The sequence below is a fragment of the Duganella sp. SG902 genome (genome assembly GCF_013376005.1).
Classification (GTDB): domain Bacteria; phylum Pseudomonadota; class Gammaproteobacteria; order Burkholderiales; family Burkholderiaceae_D; genus Rugamonas.
Window position 1 is genome coordinate 1 of record NZ_JABMJK010000026.1, and the last position, 14,850, is coordinate 14,850.

At 57.4% G+C, this 14,850-nt stretch carries 13 protein-coding genes; 6 read left to right on the plus strand and 7 right to left on the minus strand.

Features of this window, described 5'->3' with window-relative positions:
- Window positions 1-87 precede the first annotated feature (87 nt).
- The 4 genes from FHW83_RS29320 to FHW83_RS29335 all read right to left on the minus strand — a co-directional run bounded on the left by FHW83_RS29320 (window position 88) and on the right by FHW83_RS29335 (window position 3,050).
- On the minus strand, window positions 88-792 hold the full coding sequence (locus FHW83_RS29320; RefSeq protein ID WP_176649897.1) for a hypothetical protein: 705 nt from the start codon (window positions 790-792) through the stop codon (window positions 88-90).
- A gap of 191 nt (window positions 793-983) precedes the next feature.
- A complete protein-coding gene (locus FHW83_RS29325) occupies window positions 984-1,190 on the minus strand; it encodes an integrase core domain-containing protein (RefSeq protein WP_255490562.1) in 207 nt (68 codons plus the stop codon).
- Between the two features lie 3 nt (window positions 1,191-1,193).
- Window positions 1,194-2,273 carry a DUF3800 domain-containing protein gene (locus FHW83_RS29330; protein ID WP_176649898.1) on the minus strand — a complete coding sequence of 360 codons (1,080 nt, stop codon included), beginning with the start codon at window positions 2,271-2,273 and terminating at the stop codon, window positions 1,194-1,196.
- A gap of 132 nt (window positions 2,274-2,405) precedes the next feature.
- The gene (locus FHW83_RS29335) at window positions 2,406-3,050 is read right to left on the minus strand and encodes a GIY-YIG nuclease family protein (protein WP_176649899.1); all 645 of its coding nucleotides are present in this window, start codon (window positions 3,048-3,050) and stop codon (window positions 2,406-2,408) included.
- A gap of 157 nt (window positions 3,051-3,207) precedes the next feature.
- Here FHW83_RS29335 and FHW83_RS29340 point away from each other — a divergent pair, with 157 nt between their 5' ends.
- Window positions 3,208-4,425, plus strand: coding sequence for a phospholipase D family protein (locus FHW83_RS29340; RefSeq protein WP_176649900.1), 1,218 nt, complete (start codon window positions 3,208-3,210; stop codon window positions 4,423-4,425).
- Window positions 4,426-5,033: 608 nt separating this feature from the next.
- On the opposite strand, the gene gyrB is transcribed toward FHW83_RS29340, so the two are convergent.
- The 3 genes from gyrB to dnaA all read right to left on the minus strand — a co-directional run bounded on the left by gyrB (window position 5,034) and on the right by dnaA (window position 10,362).
- Entirely contained in the window at window positions 5,034-7,526 is a 2,493-nt protein-coding gene (gene gyrB / locus FHW83_RS29345) for a DNA topoisomerase (ATP-hydrolyzing) subunit B (RefSeq protein ID WP_176649901.1), read from the minus strand.
- 121 nt (window positions 7,527-7,647) lie between these two features.
- Window positions 7,648-8,754: a DNA polymerase III subunit beta gene (gene dnaN / locus FHW83_RS29350; protein WP_176649902.1), complete on the minus strand. Its 1,107-nt coding sequence runs from the start codon at window positions 8,752-8,754 to the stop codon at window positions 7,648-7,650.
- Window positions 8,755-8,958: 204 nt separating this feature from the next.
- The gene (gene dnaA, locus FHW83_RS29355; protein WP_176649903.1) at window positions 8,959-10,362 is read right to left on the minus strand and encodes a chromosomal replication initiator protein DnaA; all 1,404 of its coding nucleotides are present in this window, start codon (window positions 10,360-10,362) and stop codon (window positions 8,959-8,961) included.
- A gap of 389 nt (window positions 10,363-10,751) precedes the next feature.
- Here dnaA and rpmH point away from each other — a divergent pair, with 389 nt between their 5' ends.
- The 5 genes from rpmH (at window position 10,752) to mnmE (ending at window position 14,814) form a co-directional block, all read left to right on the plus strand.
- Window positions 10,752-10,886 carry a 50S ribosomal protein L34 gene (gene rpmH / locus FHW83_RS29360; RefSeq protein ID WP_040378179.1) on the plus strand — a complete coding sequence of 45 codons (135 nt, stop codon included), beginning with the start codon at window positions 10,752-10,754 and terminating at the stop codon, window positions 10,884-10,886.
- 24 nt (window positions 10,887-10,910) lie between these two features.
- The gene (rnpA, locus tag FHW83_RS29365; RefSeq protein WP_176649929.1) at window positions 10,911-11,357 is read left to right on the plus strand and encodes a ribonuclease P protein component; all 447 of its coding nucleotides are present in this window, start codon (window positions 10,911-10,913) and stop codon (window positions 11,355-11,357) included.
- Complete coding sequence (gene yidD, locus FHW83_RS29370; RefSeq protein ID WP_176649904.1) at window positions 11,354-11,611, plus strand: membrane protein insertion efficiency factor YidD; 258 nt, start codon at window positions 11,354-11,356, stop codon at window positions 11,609-11,611. The genes rnpA and yidD overlap by 4 nt, the downstream gene beginning before the upstream one ends.
- Before the next feature lie 8 nt (window positions 11,612-11,619).
- A complete protein-coding gene (gene yidC, locus FHW83_RS29375) occupies window positions 11,620-13,368 on the plus strand; it encodes a membrane protein insertase YidC (protein ID WP_176649905.1) in 1,749 nt (582 codons plus the stop codon).
- Window positions 13,369-13,434: 66 nt separating this feature from the next.
- A complete protein-coding gene (mnmE, locus tag FHW83_RS29380) occupies window positions 13,435-14,814 on the plus strand; it encodes a tRNA uridine-5-carboxymethylaminomethyl(34) synthesis GTPase MnmE (RefSeq protein WP_176649906.1) in 1,380 nt (459 codons plus the stop codon).
- Window positions 14,815-14,850: the final 36 nt, after the last annotated feature.

Here is a 14,850-nt window from a genome sequence, read left to right on the forward strand (position 1 = left end):
CCCCCCGGCCTCAGTTGGTCGGCAGCGGCGCCAAATGCTGGCGACTTAGTCGAAGCCTAACCATGCTGGTGGCAACAAATTTACCGATCAGGTCACCGCTGGCGTCATCGTGATGACGTGCACAATGATCGCAACGGTCGAGCTAAACATGATGCTTGTCATGATTATGCCAAACTCGAAGCCCGCAAACATGAGCATATCTTGGGCTTTCACTTTTCGACGCACAAGGTACTTGAAGAGCCCGCGCTTGGGAGCCCAATGGATTAGCTCTTCGATCTGAAGCGCTCTGAAGGAATTGAAGATTGCTGCAACCAAAGAAACCAATACAATGAAACAGTTGAGAAAGCCGATTGCGTTTTGGATGAAATCCGGATTAAGAGCGCCAGGCGCATTCATTACCGTTGTCAGTGAGGGCGAAAAATCTGACCCGACCAAAGAAGGCAGGCTTTTAACTACCCCAGTAATGAGACCGTAAATAACCGCGAGATAGAATCCAACTCCTAGCGCGGTCACAGCGGCTAGGGTCGCGCAAAGGCTATATCGGGTAATTCGCCTGCGGAGAAGTGGGGGGTACTTGCTTAGCGCTCGTTGTGAAGCGATGATGAGTAAAGGAACACCTGTAGCAAACACACTCACTATCGTGTCTATCCAGCCGAAGCCAGTCTTGGTGACCACGAAGAAGCCCAAAATTCCTGCAACAGCCTTGCTGGCGAGACTCCAGTAAAGTTTAAAGTCTTCTTTTTGCTCTGACCAGAATTCTTCGGTAACACCCCTTAAATTCGGTTTAGACATCAGCGCCCCTTTAAAACGATGAAAGCTCAACTTTGCATTGCAATGAGGGAATTAATAGGGTTTAATTTAGCGACGGATGATAAGAAGACTCACTCTTTATTAAGGTGGCCCGCCAATTAAGACACTCAGCCGGCTCATTTTAGCTGTGCCCATTTCCCCATCTGCAGCTGCTCGGCGCTGCCGCGTGTTACTCACTTTTTTCTCTCAAAGCCGGCGCCGTCGAATTTGTCAACGATCAACGCGCTTCCTTCAACACCCGTGCTGTAGACACAGTTTGGCGTCTTATAGCCCAATGCCTGGTGTGGTCGCTCAGTGTTGTAGCACGCGAAGTATTGCGCAAGTCCTACCATCAGCTCGGCCATGTTGGCGTATCTGTGTGGATGATGGAGTCGTTGCAAATATTATTGTAGCTGTACATTTTTAGAGAAATTTCGTCTAAATACTTCGTTATACAACTGTTTTGATGAGGCGTCCATGAGGTTAATTAGTTTGCCAGGAGCATTGGCGATTGGACGCGTTGGACCATATCCGAGAACCATAAGACTCCTTTCTTCAATTCTTGGGGCATTGATCATCAGTCGCCCCAACGCTGTCGCCATTTTTTCATTATTGGTATAGTTTCTTTTTAAACAGCGATTGACACTAGATATAAGTAGGTCTGCGACTTGCAGGCCGACGCTGGGCGTTGAATCTTCAAGACTGAACTCATCTTTTAATAGCGCGCCAAAATCCACTGGAAGAAGAGACTGCTCGATATGGCCTATATCAATTTCAAGATCTTCTTTTGTATTTTGTGCTAACTCAGATGTGTTCACATTTGGTGAAAATTTTTGATTGAAAGCACTATAATCTCTACCTCCGATTAATGGAGAGTAATTTTTCATAGAGCGATTTATAGTTAATCCGATATAAAGCTCCTTGAAGCCGCGTTCATATGGATTTTCCTTAATACCTTTTCTATCAATAACCCATTTAAACCGCCCTATCTCGCTTGGCGAAACGCTGGCATAGTAAGATATAATTTTTGGCAACATATTGCATATGATTTGCGCCTGGAGCATGCATTGATTATATTCTTGATCCTCAAGACTTTGTACCAATGCGGCAACCATCTCGGAGTGAGGTGCTATATCTTTGTGCTTAGCCGCGTAATTACGAATCGCGGAAATCGTGAGAGATTTATGAACACCCAAATTATTAGATGTTAAGGGCGAGGTTCTTGTGGATAAGGCATGCAGCGTACACCCAACATCATCCAAAGATTTTAAGAAATCCTGATAAGGATCAGAAGAGCAATCGGGACGATTTCTCTTAAATTCATCGCTGACTTTTAAGTTGTGTGCTTTTTTTAGATTTTCTAATAATGAACCAACTAAATCTAATGACGCATCCGGAATTGCTACACCCCCAACTGTACTCCATGCGGACGGGCTCTTAAAGTCTGCGGAAAATATTCCGGATTCGTCAATAAAGATATGCATATTCGTGAATAGCTTCGCTGAGCCATCTAGTCAGTTTTAGGCGGTAGGGAACAAAAACGATGATAATAGAAGTTACTGAAGGATAGGATTAGTTTTCGCGAATAAGATATAGACAGCCATATGTTTTTCGCTTTATTCGTCATCCCCAATCACATAAATACTATCATAAATTTCTTTTAGAGTTTTACCGTTGTAAGTCCAAAAAGGTGCTGGCTGCAAGGAATAGTCTTCCGGTAGCCCCTTCACTTTTCTTGTAGCCATTGTTAAGGAACAGGGTGTCTCTTGGAACATCACCAATTTCGGACCGCATACTGTTGCTTCATATTCGCCTTCAAGATAGATCAGTACCGCCCCCAACGGGATACCAAGTTCGATGAAATCCATGCGGGGGCGGCGCGAGCGCTTTAGCTCCTCTCCAGCTTGCAGATCAGCTTTAGTGGCATCCGCCTCAATAGATTTCTCAAGTGTGTCGGTGACCTCTTCTACATGCAGAAGCTTAAGTATTGATACGATTCGGTCTGGCTCGATCCGAAAGAATTCACGAGTAGGATTAATTCGTAGCTGGCCAAAGGCATGGTGAAGTGCTTTTTCCACGACTGATGAATCGGGAACTCGACAGGCAAAAACGCATTCAAATGGAACCGGAACCCCTGTGCTGTATAGCTGCTTCATCCGCTGATCTACTTCTTCCTGAGTTGTCTTGCCAATTTTTACCAACCCGGGCATCGCAGGGTTGGTAAGTACATAGACGATTTGGAGCTGAGAGAAATTAGACATGAGTATGCGGCAGAATAGTTTGAAGCATCTTGTCATTATTCGTTCCCAGGAGCAAGCCCCAGTGCGTCAGACCATTTCCGCGAGCGTGACAATTCGTGACTTTCCCTCTTGTGTCAGATGCTATTATTATTGCATTTAGACAATTAAAAGAGATTAGATGACTAGCTCGCCGGTATACCTGCAGGGAAAAAATCTCGAATTAACCGTTCGGAAGCTAATTGAAAAGCACCAAGAACTGTATTGGGCCGTAGCTTGGGGTTCAATGAGTCCGCTGGCTAAACATCTGCTCAAACACCAGTTGAAGGTGGAGCGTTTCGCTGTCGGCACACACTTTCATCAAACGGACCCAGACTTCCTCGATGCACTGCAAGACATTCCAGGGGCTAGAGTGGTGTCAAACAGTAGTGCGGGAACTTTTCATCCGAAGATCTATCTGTTTAAGACCGGCAACGAGTTCTCGTTAGTGCTTGGTAGCCCCAACTTTACGCGTGCCGCGTTCAGTGTGAATCACGAAGCAGCGCTGCTCATTGAGGGCGTAACGTCAGATCAGCTTTTCGTTGATGTTAGGGAGAGTATTGAGTCGATTTGGAATAGTGCTAAACCTATCCTCGAAGGGTTCTTGCGTGCATATCGGTTAAAGCACAATGCAACACGATCAGTGCGGAAAGATCTGGAGGAAGATCTGCCGATCAATTTGCCGTCTCCGAATTCAGAGTACAAAAATCTACTCGACGACGACTGGGCCGCTTTTGTAGAGCGCGTCAAAGCTGACCCCATCCATAACATTCATGGGCGAGTAGCCATCATGGATCAGGCTAGAGTTTGGTTCTCGCAGATATCTCGTTTTGCCGATATGACGGAAGGCCAACGTAAGGCCATTGCTGGCACTTACGCGCGTAATGAAATTAAGCCCTCAGAGGCTGGTAACCTCGATTGGGCTTGGTTCGGTTCTATGGTGGGAGCTGGCGTCTTTAAAGGATTGGTTAAATCGAGCCCTGATGACTTAAGCGCTGCATTGGATATGATTCCCCGCACAGGCATTGTCAACGAAATGGACTTCGAGGCATTCAAAATTAAATTCATTAATGCGTTCGAAGATTCCGAGCGTGGCGGAGGAATTGCTACTGCTAGCCGTCTCTTAGCAATGAAGCGCCCCGACTATTTCGTGTGCGTGGACAGCGCCAACAAAAGCAAGTTGTCTGAAGCAATCGGGATCAAGATGAGTCACATTAACCTTAAGTCGTACTGGTCTCATATCATTCGGCCTTTGCTATGCAGCCCCTGGTGGAACTCTGCGCGTCCAAGTGGTGATTTAGATGGCCGAGTATGGGACTCGCGAATGGCCTGCATTGACGCTTTCTGTTACGAGCGATAGTGACGTTTTTCGTCAAGTAGGCATAAACAGGGTATCTCACCCAATTGGTCAATGAGGTTAAGACTTCAGAGGCGCCGATCATGGGCGGTTCAGGGGGGGGGGGGCGGAGACATCGATGAGATAGTAAGCTCGTCTGATTTCAAGGTTGGTAGGCACGCAGGCTGGTGAGCGCGAGATCAAAAAGGCGCTACGTAATGCCCTCTTCAAATATAAGTTGCATGCAGACGAGGATCAATTTGAGAAGAAACTCCCAGCTAATGCGCATCATTGGGTCGGGTGTGTTTACTATCGCAAAAGTCATTTATAAATGTCTAGCATCGCCTAAGATATGGCAGCTTAGCAATTAGTTAATCGGGTTGTTCCAAGCCCTCTGACTGACTAACTCCCGAAATTTTCGATGATCCAATAAAACGTGATGATACTTGGATTAAAAAAGGCTCCGTACGGAGCCTTTTTTAATTAACTATGCATTGGGTTTCAAGCTACGGCACAGTTTTCCTTTTGTGCGTCAGTTGACAAGTAGGCCAGTCGCATTAACTAGCGGCTATTAGTCGCAGAATTGTGGCGCCAGTTGCAAATACTTTGGCGCCCTACGGTATCGGTGACGATTACACGTCGATATTCCCCGCCCGCAGCGCATTGGTCTCAATGAACGCCCGGCGCGGCTCAACATCATCCCCCATCAGCGTGGTGAAGATCTGGTCGGCGGCGATCGCGTCTTCGATCTGCACCTTCAGCAAACGGCGCACGGTCGGGTCCATGGTGGTTTCCCACAGCTGGTCCGGGTTCATCTCGCCCAGACCTTTGTAGCGCTGCTTGGAGACCACGCGCTCGGCCTCGTCACGCAGCCACTGCATGGCCTGGTGGAAGTCGGTCACGGTCGATTCCTTGGTGCGCTCGCCTTCGCCGCGGCGCACGTAGGCGCCTTCGCCGATCAGGCCCTTGAAGGTGGCGGCGGCGCTGGCCAGCACGCCGTAGTCGGCGCCTTGCACGAAGTCGGCGTCGATCGCGCTGACTTTGACGTTACCGTGGTGCATGCGCTCGATCCACAGCATGTGCTTCTCCGACAGCTCGTCCGAACGCACGCTCACCTTCACGGCGATGTCGTTGATCTCGGCCGACAGCGCGCGCGCCGAGGCTTCGGCGGCGTCCTGGGTGCTCAGGTCCAGCTGCACGCCGGTCATGATGGCGGTCAGCGCGGCGCGGTCGATCACGCGCGTCAGGCGCGTCATGATGACGTTGGCCAGGTTGAACTGGCGCACCAGCTCGCCCAGCGCCTCGCCCTGGATCGGCTCGGCGCCTTCGCGCGGGGTCAGCACGGCGGTGTTGAGCGCCACGTTCATCATGTAGCCGGCTTCCTCGGCGTCGTCCTTCAGGTAGCGCTCGTCGCGGCCGGCCTTGACCTTGTACAGCGGCGGCTGGGCGATGTAGACGTGGCCGCGCTCCACCAGCTCCGGCATCTGGCGGTAGAACAGGGTCAGCAGCAGGGTGCGGATGTGGGCGCCGTCGACGTCGGCGTCGGTCATGATGATGATGCGGTGGTAGCGCAGCTTCTCGACGTTGAATTCGTCCGGGCCGATGGAGGTGCCCAGCGTGGCGATCAGGGTGGTGATCTGTTCCGACGACAGCATTTTTTCGAAGCGCGCCTTTTCCACGTTCAGCACCTTGCCGCGCAACGGCAGGATGGCCTGGAACTTGCGGTCGCGGCCTTGCTTGGCCGAGCCGCCCGCGGAGTCACCCTCGACGATGTACAGTTCGCACAGCGCCGGGTCGCGTTCCTGGCAGTCGGCCAGCTTGGAGGACAGGCCCAGGCCGTCCATCACGCCCTTGCGGCGGGTCAGGTCGCGCGCCTTGCGGGCCGCTTCGCGCGCGCGCGCCGCTTCCACGATCTTGCCGCAGATGATCTTGGCGTCGTTCGGCTTTTCCATCAGGTAGTCGGCCAGCGTCTTGGCGACGATTTCTTCGACCGGGCCGCGCACTTCGGACGACACCAGCTTGTCCTTGGTCTGCGAGGAGAATTTCGGCTCGGGCACTTTCACCGACAGCACGCAGGTCAGGCCTTCACGCATGTCGTCGCCGGAGATTTCGACTTTGGCTTTCTTGGCCAGTTCGTTCTCTTCGATGTATTTGTTGATCACGCGGGTCATGGCCGCGCGCAGGCCGGTCAGGTGGGTGCCGCCGTCGCGCTGCGGGATGTTGTTGGTGAAGCACAGCACCTGCTCGTTGTAGGCGTCGTTCCATTGCATCGACACGTCCACCGAGATGGTGGTGCCCTGGTCTGACTGGCGCTCGCCGGTGGCCTGGAACACGGTCGGGTGCAGCACGGTCTTGGCTTTGTTGATGTATTCGACGAAGCCGCGGGTGCCGCCTTCGAACGCGAAGATTTCTTCCTTGCCGGTGCGCTGGTCGGTCAGCTTGATGTTGACGCCGTTGTTCAGGAAGGACAGTTCGCGGATGCGCTTGGCCAGGATCTCGTAGTGGAATTCGACGTGGGTGAAGATTTCCTCGTCGGCCCAGAAGTGCACGTCGGTGCCGCGCTTGTCGGTTTCGCCGATGACCTTGATCGGCGAGACGGCCACGCCGTCGCGGATTTCGATTTCGCGGTTCTGCGGGATGCCGCGCACGAAGTCCATCTGGTGCACCTTGCCGTTCTGGCGCACGGTCACGCGCAGCAGCTTGGACAGGGCGTTCACGCACGACACGCCGACGCCGTGCAGGCCGCCGGAGACCTTGTAGGCGTTCTGGTCGAACTTGCCGCCGGCGTGCAGCTCGGTCAGCACGATCTCGGCCGCAGAGCGTTTCGGGTCGTGCTTGTCGTCCATCTTCAGGCCGACCGGGATGCCGCGGCCGTTGTCGGTCACGGAGATCGAGTTGTCCGAGTGGATGGTGACGTGGATCTCGGTGCAGTGGCCGGCCAGCGCCTCGTCGATCGAGTTGTCCAGCACTTCAAACACCAGGTGGTGCAGGCCGGTGCCGTCCGAGGTGTCGCCGATGTACATGCCGGGACGTTTGCGGACCGCTTCCAGGCCTTCAAGGATTTGAATCGAGGCGGCGCCGTATTCTTCGCTCTTTACCGCTGGGACTGCATTCTCTTCGGACATGTGCTGCTTTCTCAATCAATGTACTGTATTTCTGGGACGTCATCCCGGCGTACGCCGGGATCCATGCTGGGTATGCGTTCTATGGGCTCCGGCGTGCGCCGGAGCGACGGCGGCGGTGCTATTAAATGCGCATCGGCATGACGACGTATTTGAAGTCGGCATTCTCCGGGATCGAGATCAGCGCCGACGAGTTGGAGTCGCCCAGCGCGACGTTGACCTGGTCGCATTTCAGGTTGTTCAGCACGTCCAGCAGGTAGGTGACGTTGAAGCCGATGTCGATGTTCTCGCCGCCGTAGTCGATCTCCAGTTCCTCGACCGCCTCTTCCTGGTCGGCGTTGGTGGAGCTGATCTTCATGCTGCCCGGCGCGATGATGCAGCGCACGCCCTTGAATTTGTCGCTGGTCATGATGGCCGCGCGCTGCAGCGAGCGCAGCAGCTCGTCGCGGCCGATCGTGAACTCGTTCTTGTAGCCCTTCGGGATCACGCGCGTGTAGTCGGGGAACTTGCCCTCCACCAGTTTCGAGATCAGCTCGATGTCGGCGAAGGTCAGCTTGACCTGGTTGGCGGCGATGTCCAGCTGGACGGTCTCGTCGTTCTCCTCCAGCAGGCGCTGCAGCTCGATGATGGTCTTGCGCGGGATGATGACTTCCTGGCGCTCGAACGACTGCTCGGTCTCCACCTGGCAGAAGGCCAGGCGGTGGCCGTCGGTGGCCACGGCGATCACGTTGTTGCCGTCCAGGACAAGCAGCAGGCCGTTCAGGTAGTAGCGGATGTCCTGCTGGGCCATCGAGAAGTGCACCATGTTGAACAGGTGCTTGAGGGTTTTCTGCGGCAGGGTGACCGAGGCGCTGTAGCTGTCGGCCTGCTGCACGGTCGGGAATTCCTCGGCCGCCAGGGTTTGCAGCGCGAAGCGCGATTTGCCCGACTGCACCGCCAGGCGCTTGTTCTGCAGGGTGATCGAGACGTCGCCCGATTCCGGCAGCGCGCGCAGGATGTCCAGCAGCTTGCGCGCGGCCACGGTGGTGCCGGTCACTTCCGGGCCGGAGCCGATGTCGGCGTTGGTGGTGATCTGGACTTCCGTGTCGGTCGACAGGAAGGATACGCTCTCGCCCTCTTTGCGGATGAGGATATTGGCCAGAATCGGCATAGTGTGCCGACGCTCGACAATACCGCTCACGATCTGCAGTGGCCGGAGTAGCGTATCTCGGGTGGTTTTGACCAATTGCATAGATTATCCTCAGTAAAAATTAACGTTGTGTTGATACTTTTTGCCTTGTGAGCAGCTGGACAGGTTTGCCTGAATCATAATGGCAAAACGGTCGAGCCGCTAGCTCCGCCACGCCGTCATCCCGGCGAAGGCCGGGCGGTCCGCCGTCGCGGTCCATACTGACTCAGCATGGGCACCGGCTTCCGCCGGTGCGACGGTGCATGCTTAGCCCTTCAAGGTTTGCTCCAATACGTGCAGCTCGTGGTTGCATTCCGGGTTCTTGGTGCGGTCGAGGGCGATCTTGCGCACCGCGTGCAGCACGGTGGTGTGGTCGCGGCCGCCGAACAGCTCGCCGATCTCCGGCAGCGACTTCTGCGTCAGCTCCTTGGCCAGATACATGGCGATCTGGCGCGGGCGGGCGATGTTGGCCGGCCGGCGCTTGGAGTACATGTCCGCCACCTTGATGTTGAAGAAGTCGGCCACGGTCTTCTGGATGTTCTCCACCGAGATCTGGCGGTTCTGCACCGACAGCAAATCCTTCAGCGCCTCCTTGACGATGTCGATCGTGATGTCCTTGCCGTGGAAACGCGAGTACGCCAGGATCTTGCGCAGCGCGCCTTCCAGCTCGCGCACGTTGGAGCGCAGGTGCTTGGCCACGAAGAAGGCGACGTCGTCCGAGAAGGTCACGCCCTCCTGCTTGGCTTTCTTCAGCAGAATCGCCACGCGCATTTCCAGCTCCGGCGGCTCGATGGCCACCGTCAGGCCGGAGTCGAAGCGCGAGATCAGGCGGTCGTCCATGCCGGTGATCTCCTTCGGATAGGTATCCGAGGTGATGATGATCTGCTTCTTGGCCGCGATCAGCGCTTCAAACGCGTAGAAGAATTCCTCCTGCGTGCGGCTCTTGCCGCCGAAGAATTGAATATCGTCGATCAGCAGCATGTCCAGCGAGTGGTAGTAATGCTTGAAGTCGTCGAAGCCCTTGCGCTGGTAGGCGGTCACCACGTCGCGCACGTACTGCTCGGCGTGGATGTAGCGGATCTTGGCGCCCGGCTGGTCGGCCATCACCTGGTTGCCGATGGCGTGGATCAAGTGGGTCTTACCCAGGCCGACGCCGCCGTAGAAGAACAGCGGGTTGTACGAGACGCCCGGATTGTTCGCGACCTGGATCGCGGCCGCGCGCGCCAGCTGGTTGGCCTTACCGGTGACGAAGCTGTCAAAGGTGAGGTCGGTGTTGATGCGGCTTTGCTCGCGGCGCGGCGGCGCCGAGGCCGGCAGCTCGGGCACGGACGGCACCGGGTCGGCCAGGGCCATGCGGGCGTTGTTGCTGGGCGCGCCGCCATTGATGTCCGGCACCGGCGCGGTGGTCGCGGCTTTTTTCGGCGCGGACAGGCGCGGGTCGAGCACGAACTGCACCTCGGTCGGCTGCTCCCAGTACTGGCAGGCCAGCGCGGTGATCCGGCTGGCGAACTGGGTCTTGACCCAATCCAGCTTGAAGCGGTTGGGTGCGGCCACGCGCAGCTTGCCCGCCTCGTAATCGAGGGGGATGAGCGGCTTGATCCAGGCGCTGAATTGTTGCGGCGTCAGCTCCAGCTCCAGCTGGGCGGAGCAGGTCTGCCAGAAATTTTCCATGAATCGACTATCTGTGTTCTTACTGTATAAGGGTGTGGGCAACTTTGAAGTTTTTCACACGTAACGCGCTATTCTACTCTCGCTCGCTACAGTTATCCACAGGCGCGGCAGGATTTTTTCGCGCCGGCAGCCCGCTCGGGGCGGCCGGCGGAGCCAGTCAGTTGTTGACAAGCAGGGCCGAAATGCTGATAATTCAGGGTTCCCCGCCCGTATTCCTTGTTTCTTCACATGGATATCAATATGGAGTAGCGAGGATTTAGCGGGCGATGAGATGGACCCAGCTTGTGCCGGATAGCGTTGGCATGGGTGCGCGAAGTGTCATTGGCACCAAAAACTGACGGGCCGTCTGACCCGATTTTGCATTTTTTTCTGCTTTAAGCGAGACCAACATGAAACGTACTTACCAACCTTCCGTTGTACGCCGTAAGCGTACCCACGGCTTCCGCGCACGTATGGCTACCCGTGGTGGCCGCCAAGTGCTGAACGCACGCCGCGCCAAAGGCCGCAAGCGTCTGGCTGTATAAGCCATCTGCTTGTTAGCTGATCGCGTGGACAGCTGCGTCAACAGCGGCTCGACAGGCGAAGGTTCACACGACTTCGCGCGCGCTCGGCGTATCGTTAAAACGGATGAATTTTCATCCGTTTTTCGTTTGCGCCCCAGCCAAAAAAGCGCGCACTTCGTGCTGTACACCCGTCTGAACCAACTGCCGCATGCGCGGCTGGGCGTTGTGGTGGCCAAGCGCTTCGCGCCGCGTGCCGTCACCCGCAACACGATCAAGCGCGTCACCCGCGAACTGTTCCGCGTCACCGGCCTGCCCGCCATCGATTGCGTGGTGCGCCTGGCCAGGCCGGTCAACAGCAAGGATGGACCCGCCACCTCCGCAAAGCTGAAAGCGGCCTTGCGGGTGGAATTGGCGCGCCTGTTCGCGGCGCAAGCCAAACTGGCCAGGCCGGTCTTGCCTTCGGCACCGCCGCCTCCACCTGAGTCGCCATGAAAACCGTGCTCCGCCTCCTGCTGCGCTTTTATCAACTGGCCATCAGCCCGATGATGACGCCGAGCTGCCGCTTTCACCCGAGCTGCTCGAACTATGCGCTGGAGGCGCTGCAGGTGCACGGCGCCGCGCGCGGCAGCTGGCTGGCCGTCAAGCGCGTGTGCCGTTGCCATCCGTGGAACCCGGGCGGGCATGACCCGGTGCCGCCGGCCAAATCGAATTCCTCTACGACCGCTTGCGGTTGCAACCACTCCTGATTGAAATAATGGATATCAATAAACGTACCATCCTGTGGATCGTGTTTGCGGTGTCGCTGTTTGTTCTGTGGAACAACTGGCAAGTCTCGAACGGCCATCCATCGATGTTTGCGCCACCGCCGGCGCAGACGGCCAAGGCGCCTGAGGCGAAGAAATCCGACGTGCCAGCCGCCGCGGCAGCGACTGCCGCCGCCGTGCCGGGAGCTGGTGCCGCCGCCGAGGCCGTGCCGTTCAAGGCCGAGCGCATCACCATCACCACCGACGTGGTGCGGGCCGATATCGACACCCAGGGTGGCGTGATCCGCCGTCTGGAACTGCTGAAGTACAAGGAAAACAGCCATCCGGGCTGGTTCGGCGGCTGCTTCGGCCTGTTCGAGTGGTGCAAGCCTGGCGACAACAGCAAGAACATCGTGCTGTTCGACGTCGATGCCGGCACCGGCAAGACCTATCTGGCCCGTACCGGCCTGATCGGCGCGGCCGGCCTGCCGAACCACACCACCGGCTTCGTGGCCAAGCCCGGCCCGCGCATGCTGAACGACGGCAACCAGGTGCAACTGGTGCTGGAATCGGAATCGGGCGGCGTCAAGCTGACCAAGACCTTCACCTTCAAGCGCGGCGACTACGTGGTCGACGTGCGTCATGACGTCACCAACACCGGCGCCGCGCCAGTGTCGCCTACCCTGTACCTGCAGCTGGCGCACGACGGCAACAAGCCGGCCGGCGACTCCTTCTTCAACAGCAGCTACACCGGCCCGACCCTGTACACCGACGAAAAGCGCTACGAGAAGCTGAAGTTCGAAACCCTGGAAAAAGAGGCGCAGGAAGCCGCCAAGACCGGCAAGCCGATGCTGCAGGACCACGCCACCAAGGCCGACAACGGCTGGATCGCGATCTCGCAGCACTTCTTCGTCTCGGCCTTCATTCCGCAGCCTAAGCTGATGCACGACATCGTCACCGAAAAGATCGACACCAATGTGTACGGCATCAGCGTCAAGCAGCCGCTGGGTTCGATCGCGCCGGGCGCCACCGTGTCGAACGACGCCAAGCTGTTCTCCGGTCCGCAGGAAGCGCAGCTGCTGGAAAAAGTCTCGCCGGGCCTGGAGCTGGTGCGCGACTACGGCTGGCTGGCCATGATCGCCAAGCCGATGTTCTGGGTGATCGAGCACATCCACGCGGTGCTGGGCAACTGGGGCTGGACCATCATCGCCTTCACCATCCTGATCAAGCTGCTGTTCTTCCCGCTGTCGGCCGCTGGCTACCGCAGCATGGCCAAGGTCAAGCTGGTGACGCCGAAGATGCAAGCCATCCGCGAGCGCTACAAGGGCGACCCGGCCAAGATGAACCAGGCCACCATGGAACTGTACAAGCAGGAAAAGATCAACCCGCTGGGCGGCTGCCTGCCGATCCTGGTGCAAATGCCGGTGTTCATCGCGCTGTACTACGTGCTGCAGTCGGCGGTGGAAATCCGCGGCGCGCCGTGGGTGGGCTGGATCACCGACCTGGCGCAGCATGACCCGTATGCGATTCTGCCGGTGCTGTACGCGATCTCGATGTACATCACCACCAAGCTGAACCCGGCGCCGGCCGATCCGATGCAGGCCAAGATGATGCTGTTCATGCCGCTGGCGTTCTCGGTCATGTTCTTCTTCTTCCCGTCCGGCCTAGTGCTGTACTGGGTGGTGAACAACGTGCTGTCGATTGGCCAGCAGTACGTGATTTCCAAGAAATTTGGAGCGGTAGAGCCTGCCAAGGCCTGACGCTAAAGGCTGTTGCTAAAAAGCCCGCGTTGATCGCGGGCTTTTTTTATCTAATACAATGTTCCTATGAATATCGACTCTTCCCCCATCGCCGCCATCGCCACCGCACCGGGACGCGGCGGCATCGGCGTCGTGCGCGCCTCCGGCAAAAACCTGAAACCCCTGATCAGCGCGCTGTTTGGCGATGCCGGCCTCAAGCCGCGCCACGCCACCTACATCCCGTTCACGCAGGCGGACGGCGGCGTCCTCGACCAGGGCATCGCCATCTGGTTCAAGGGCCCGAACTCGTACACCGGGGAAGACGTGCTGGAACTGCAGGGCCACGGCGGCCCCATCGTGCTGCAAATGCTGTTGGCGCGGGTGCTGGAGGCGGGCGCCGAGATGGGCGTGCGGCTGGCCGAGCCGGGCGAATTCACGCGCCGCGCCTACCTCAACGACAAGCTGGACCTGGCCCAGGCCGAAGCGGTGGCCGACCTGATCGACGCCTCCACCGAAGCGGCGGCCAAATCGGCCTCGCAATCGCTGTCGGGCGCGTTCTCGAAGACCGTCAACACACTGGTCGGCAACGTCACCAACCTGCGCATGCTGGTGGAGGCGACGCTGGACTTCCCCGAAGAAGAAATCGACTTCCTGGAAAAATCCGACGCGCGCGGACAGTTGAAAGGCATCGTCGACGCATTGGAGCAAGTCTTCAAACAGGCGGCGCAGGGCGCCTTGCTGCGCGAAGGCCTGAACGTGGTGCTGGTGGGGCAGCCCAACGTCGGCAAATCCTCGCTGCTGAACGCGTTGGCGGGGAATGACGTGGCCATCGTCACGCCTATCGCCGGCACCACGCGCGACAAGGTGACCGAGACCATCCAGATCGAAGGCATCCCGCTCAACATCATCGACACCGCCGGCATCCGCGCGCCGGAAGAGGCGACCGACGTGGTGGAGCGCATCGGCATCGAGCGCACTTGGAACGAAGTGGGCAAGGCCGACGTCATCCTGCACCTGCTGGATGCCGACCACGGGCCATCGCGCTCGGACGAAAGCATCACCGCCGCCTTCCCGGAAGGCGTGCCGGTGCTGCGCATCTGGAACAAGATCGACCTGTCGGGCCACAAGCCGGCGGTGGACGTGATGGACGACGCCACCCACATCTACCTGTCCGCGCACGAGCACATCGGGATAGATTTGCTGCGCAAGGAACTGCTGCGCATCGCCGGCTGGCAGCAGACCGGCGAATCGCTATACCTGGCGCGCGAGCGCCACCTGATCGCCTTGAAAAACGCCGGCGCGCACCTGGCGCGGGCCGGCGAGCACGCCGCGCAGAATGACCAATCGCTGGACCTGTTCGCGGAAGAGCTGCGGCTGGCGCAAGTGCAGCTCTCCAGCATCACCGGCGCCTTCTCCTCCGACGACCTGCTGGGTGTCATCTTCAGCCGCTTCTGCATCGGCAAATAACCGGGCAAACAATCGGGGGCAAACAATCGGGGTCAG

Excerpts from the sequence above, each read along its gene's own strand:
- dnaA (WP_176649903.1), bottom strand. The coding sequence starts at position 10,362 with ATGGAAAATTTCTGGCAGACCTGCTCCGCCCAGCTGGAGCTGGAGCTG.
- FHW83_RS29335 (WP_176649899.1), bottom strand. The coding sequence starts at position 3,050 with ATGTCTAATTTCTCTCAGCTCCAAATCGTCTATGTACTTACCAACCCT.
- FHW83_RS29320 (WP_176649897.1), bottom strand. The coding sequence starts at position 792 with ATGTCTAAACCGAATTTAAGGGGTGTTACCGAAGAATTCTGGTCAGAG.
- FHW83_RS29330 (WP_176649898.1), bottom strand. The coding sequence starts at position 2,273 with ATGCATATCTTTATTGACGAATCCGGAATATTTTCCGCAGACTTTAAG.
- FHW83_RS29340 (WP_176649900.1), top strand. The coding sequence starts at position 3,208 with ATGACTAGCTCGCCGGTATACCTGCAGGGAAAAAATCTCGAATTAACC.
- yidC (WP_176649905.1), top strand. The coding sequence starts at position 11,620 with ATGGATATCAATAAACGTACCATCCTGTGGATCGTGTTTGCGGTGTCG.
- yidD (WP_176649904.1), top strand. The coding sequence starts at position 11,354 with ATGAAAACCGTGCTCCGCCTCCTGCTGCGCTTTTATCAACTGGCCATC.
- dnaN (WP_176649902.1), bottom strand. The coding sequence starts at position 8,754 with ATGCAATTGGTCAAAACCACCCGAGATACGCTACTCCGGCCACTGCAG.
- mnmE (WP_176649906.1), top strand. The coding sequence starts at position 13,435 with ATGAATATCGACTCTTCCCCCATCGCCGCCATCGCCACCGCACCGGGA.
- gyrB (WP_176649901.1), bottom strand. The coding sequence starts at position 7,526 with ATGTCCGAAGAGAATGCAGTCCCAGCGGTAAAGAGCGAAGAATACGGC.
- rpmH (WP_040378179.1), top strand. The coding sequence starts at position 10,752 with ATGAAACGTACTTACCAACCTTCCGTTGTACGCCGTAAGCGTACCCAC.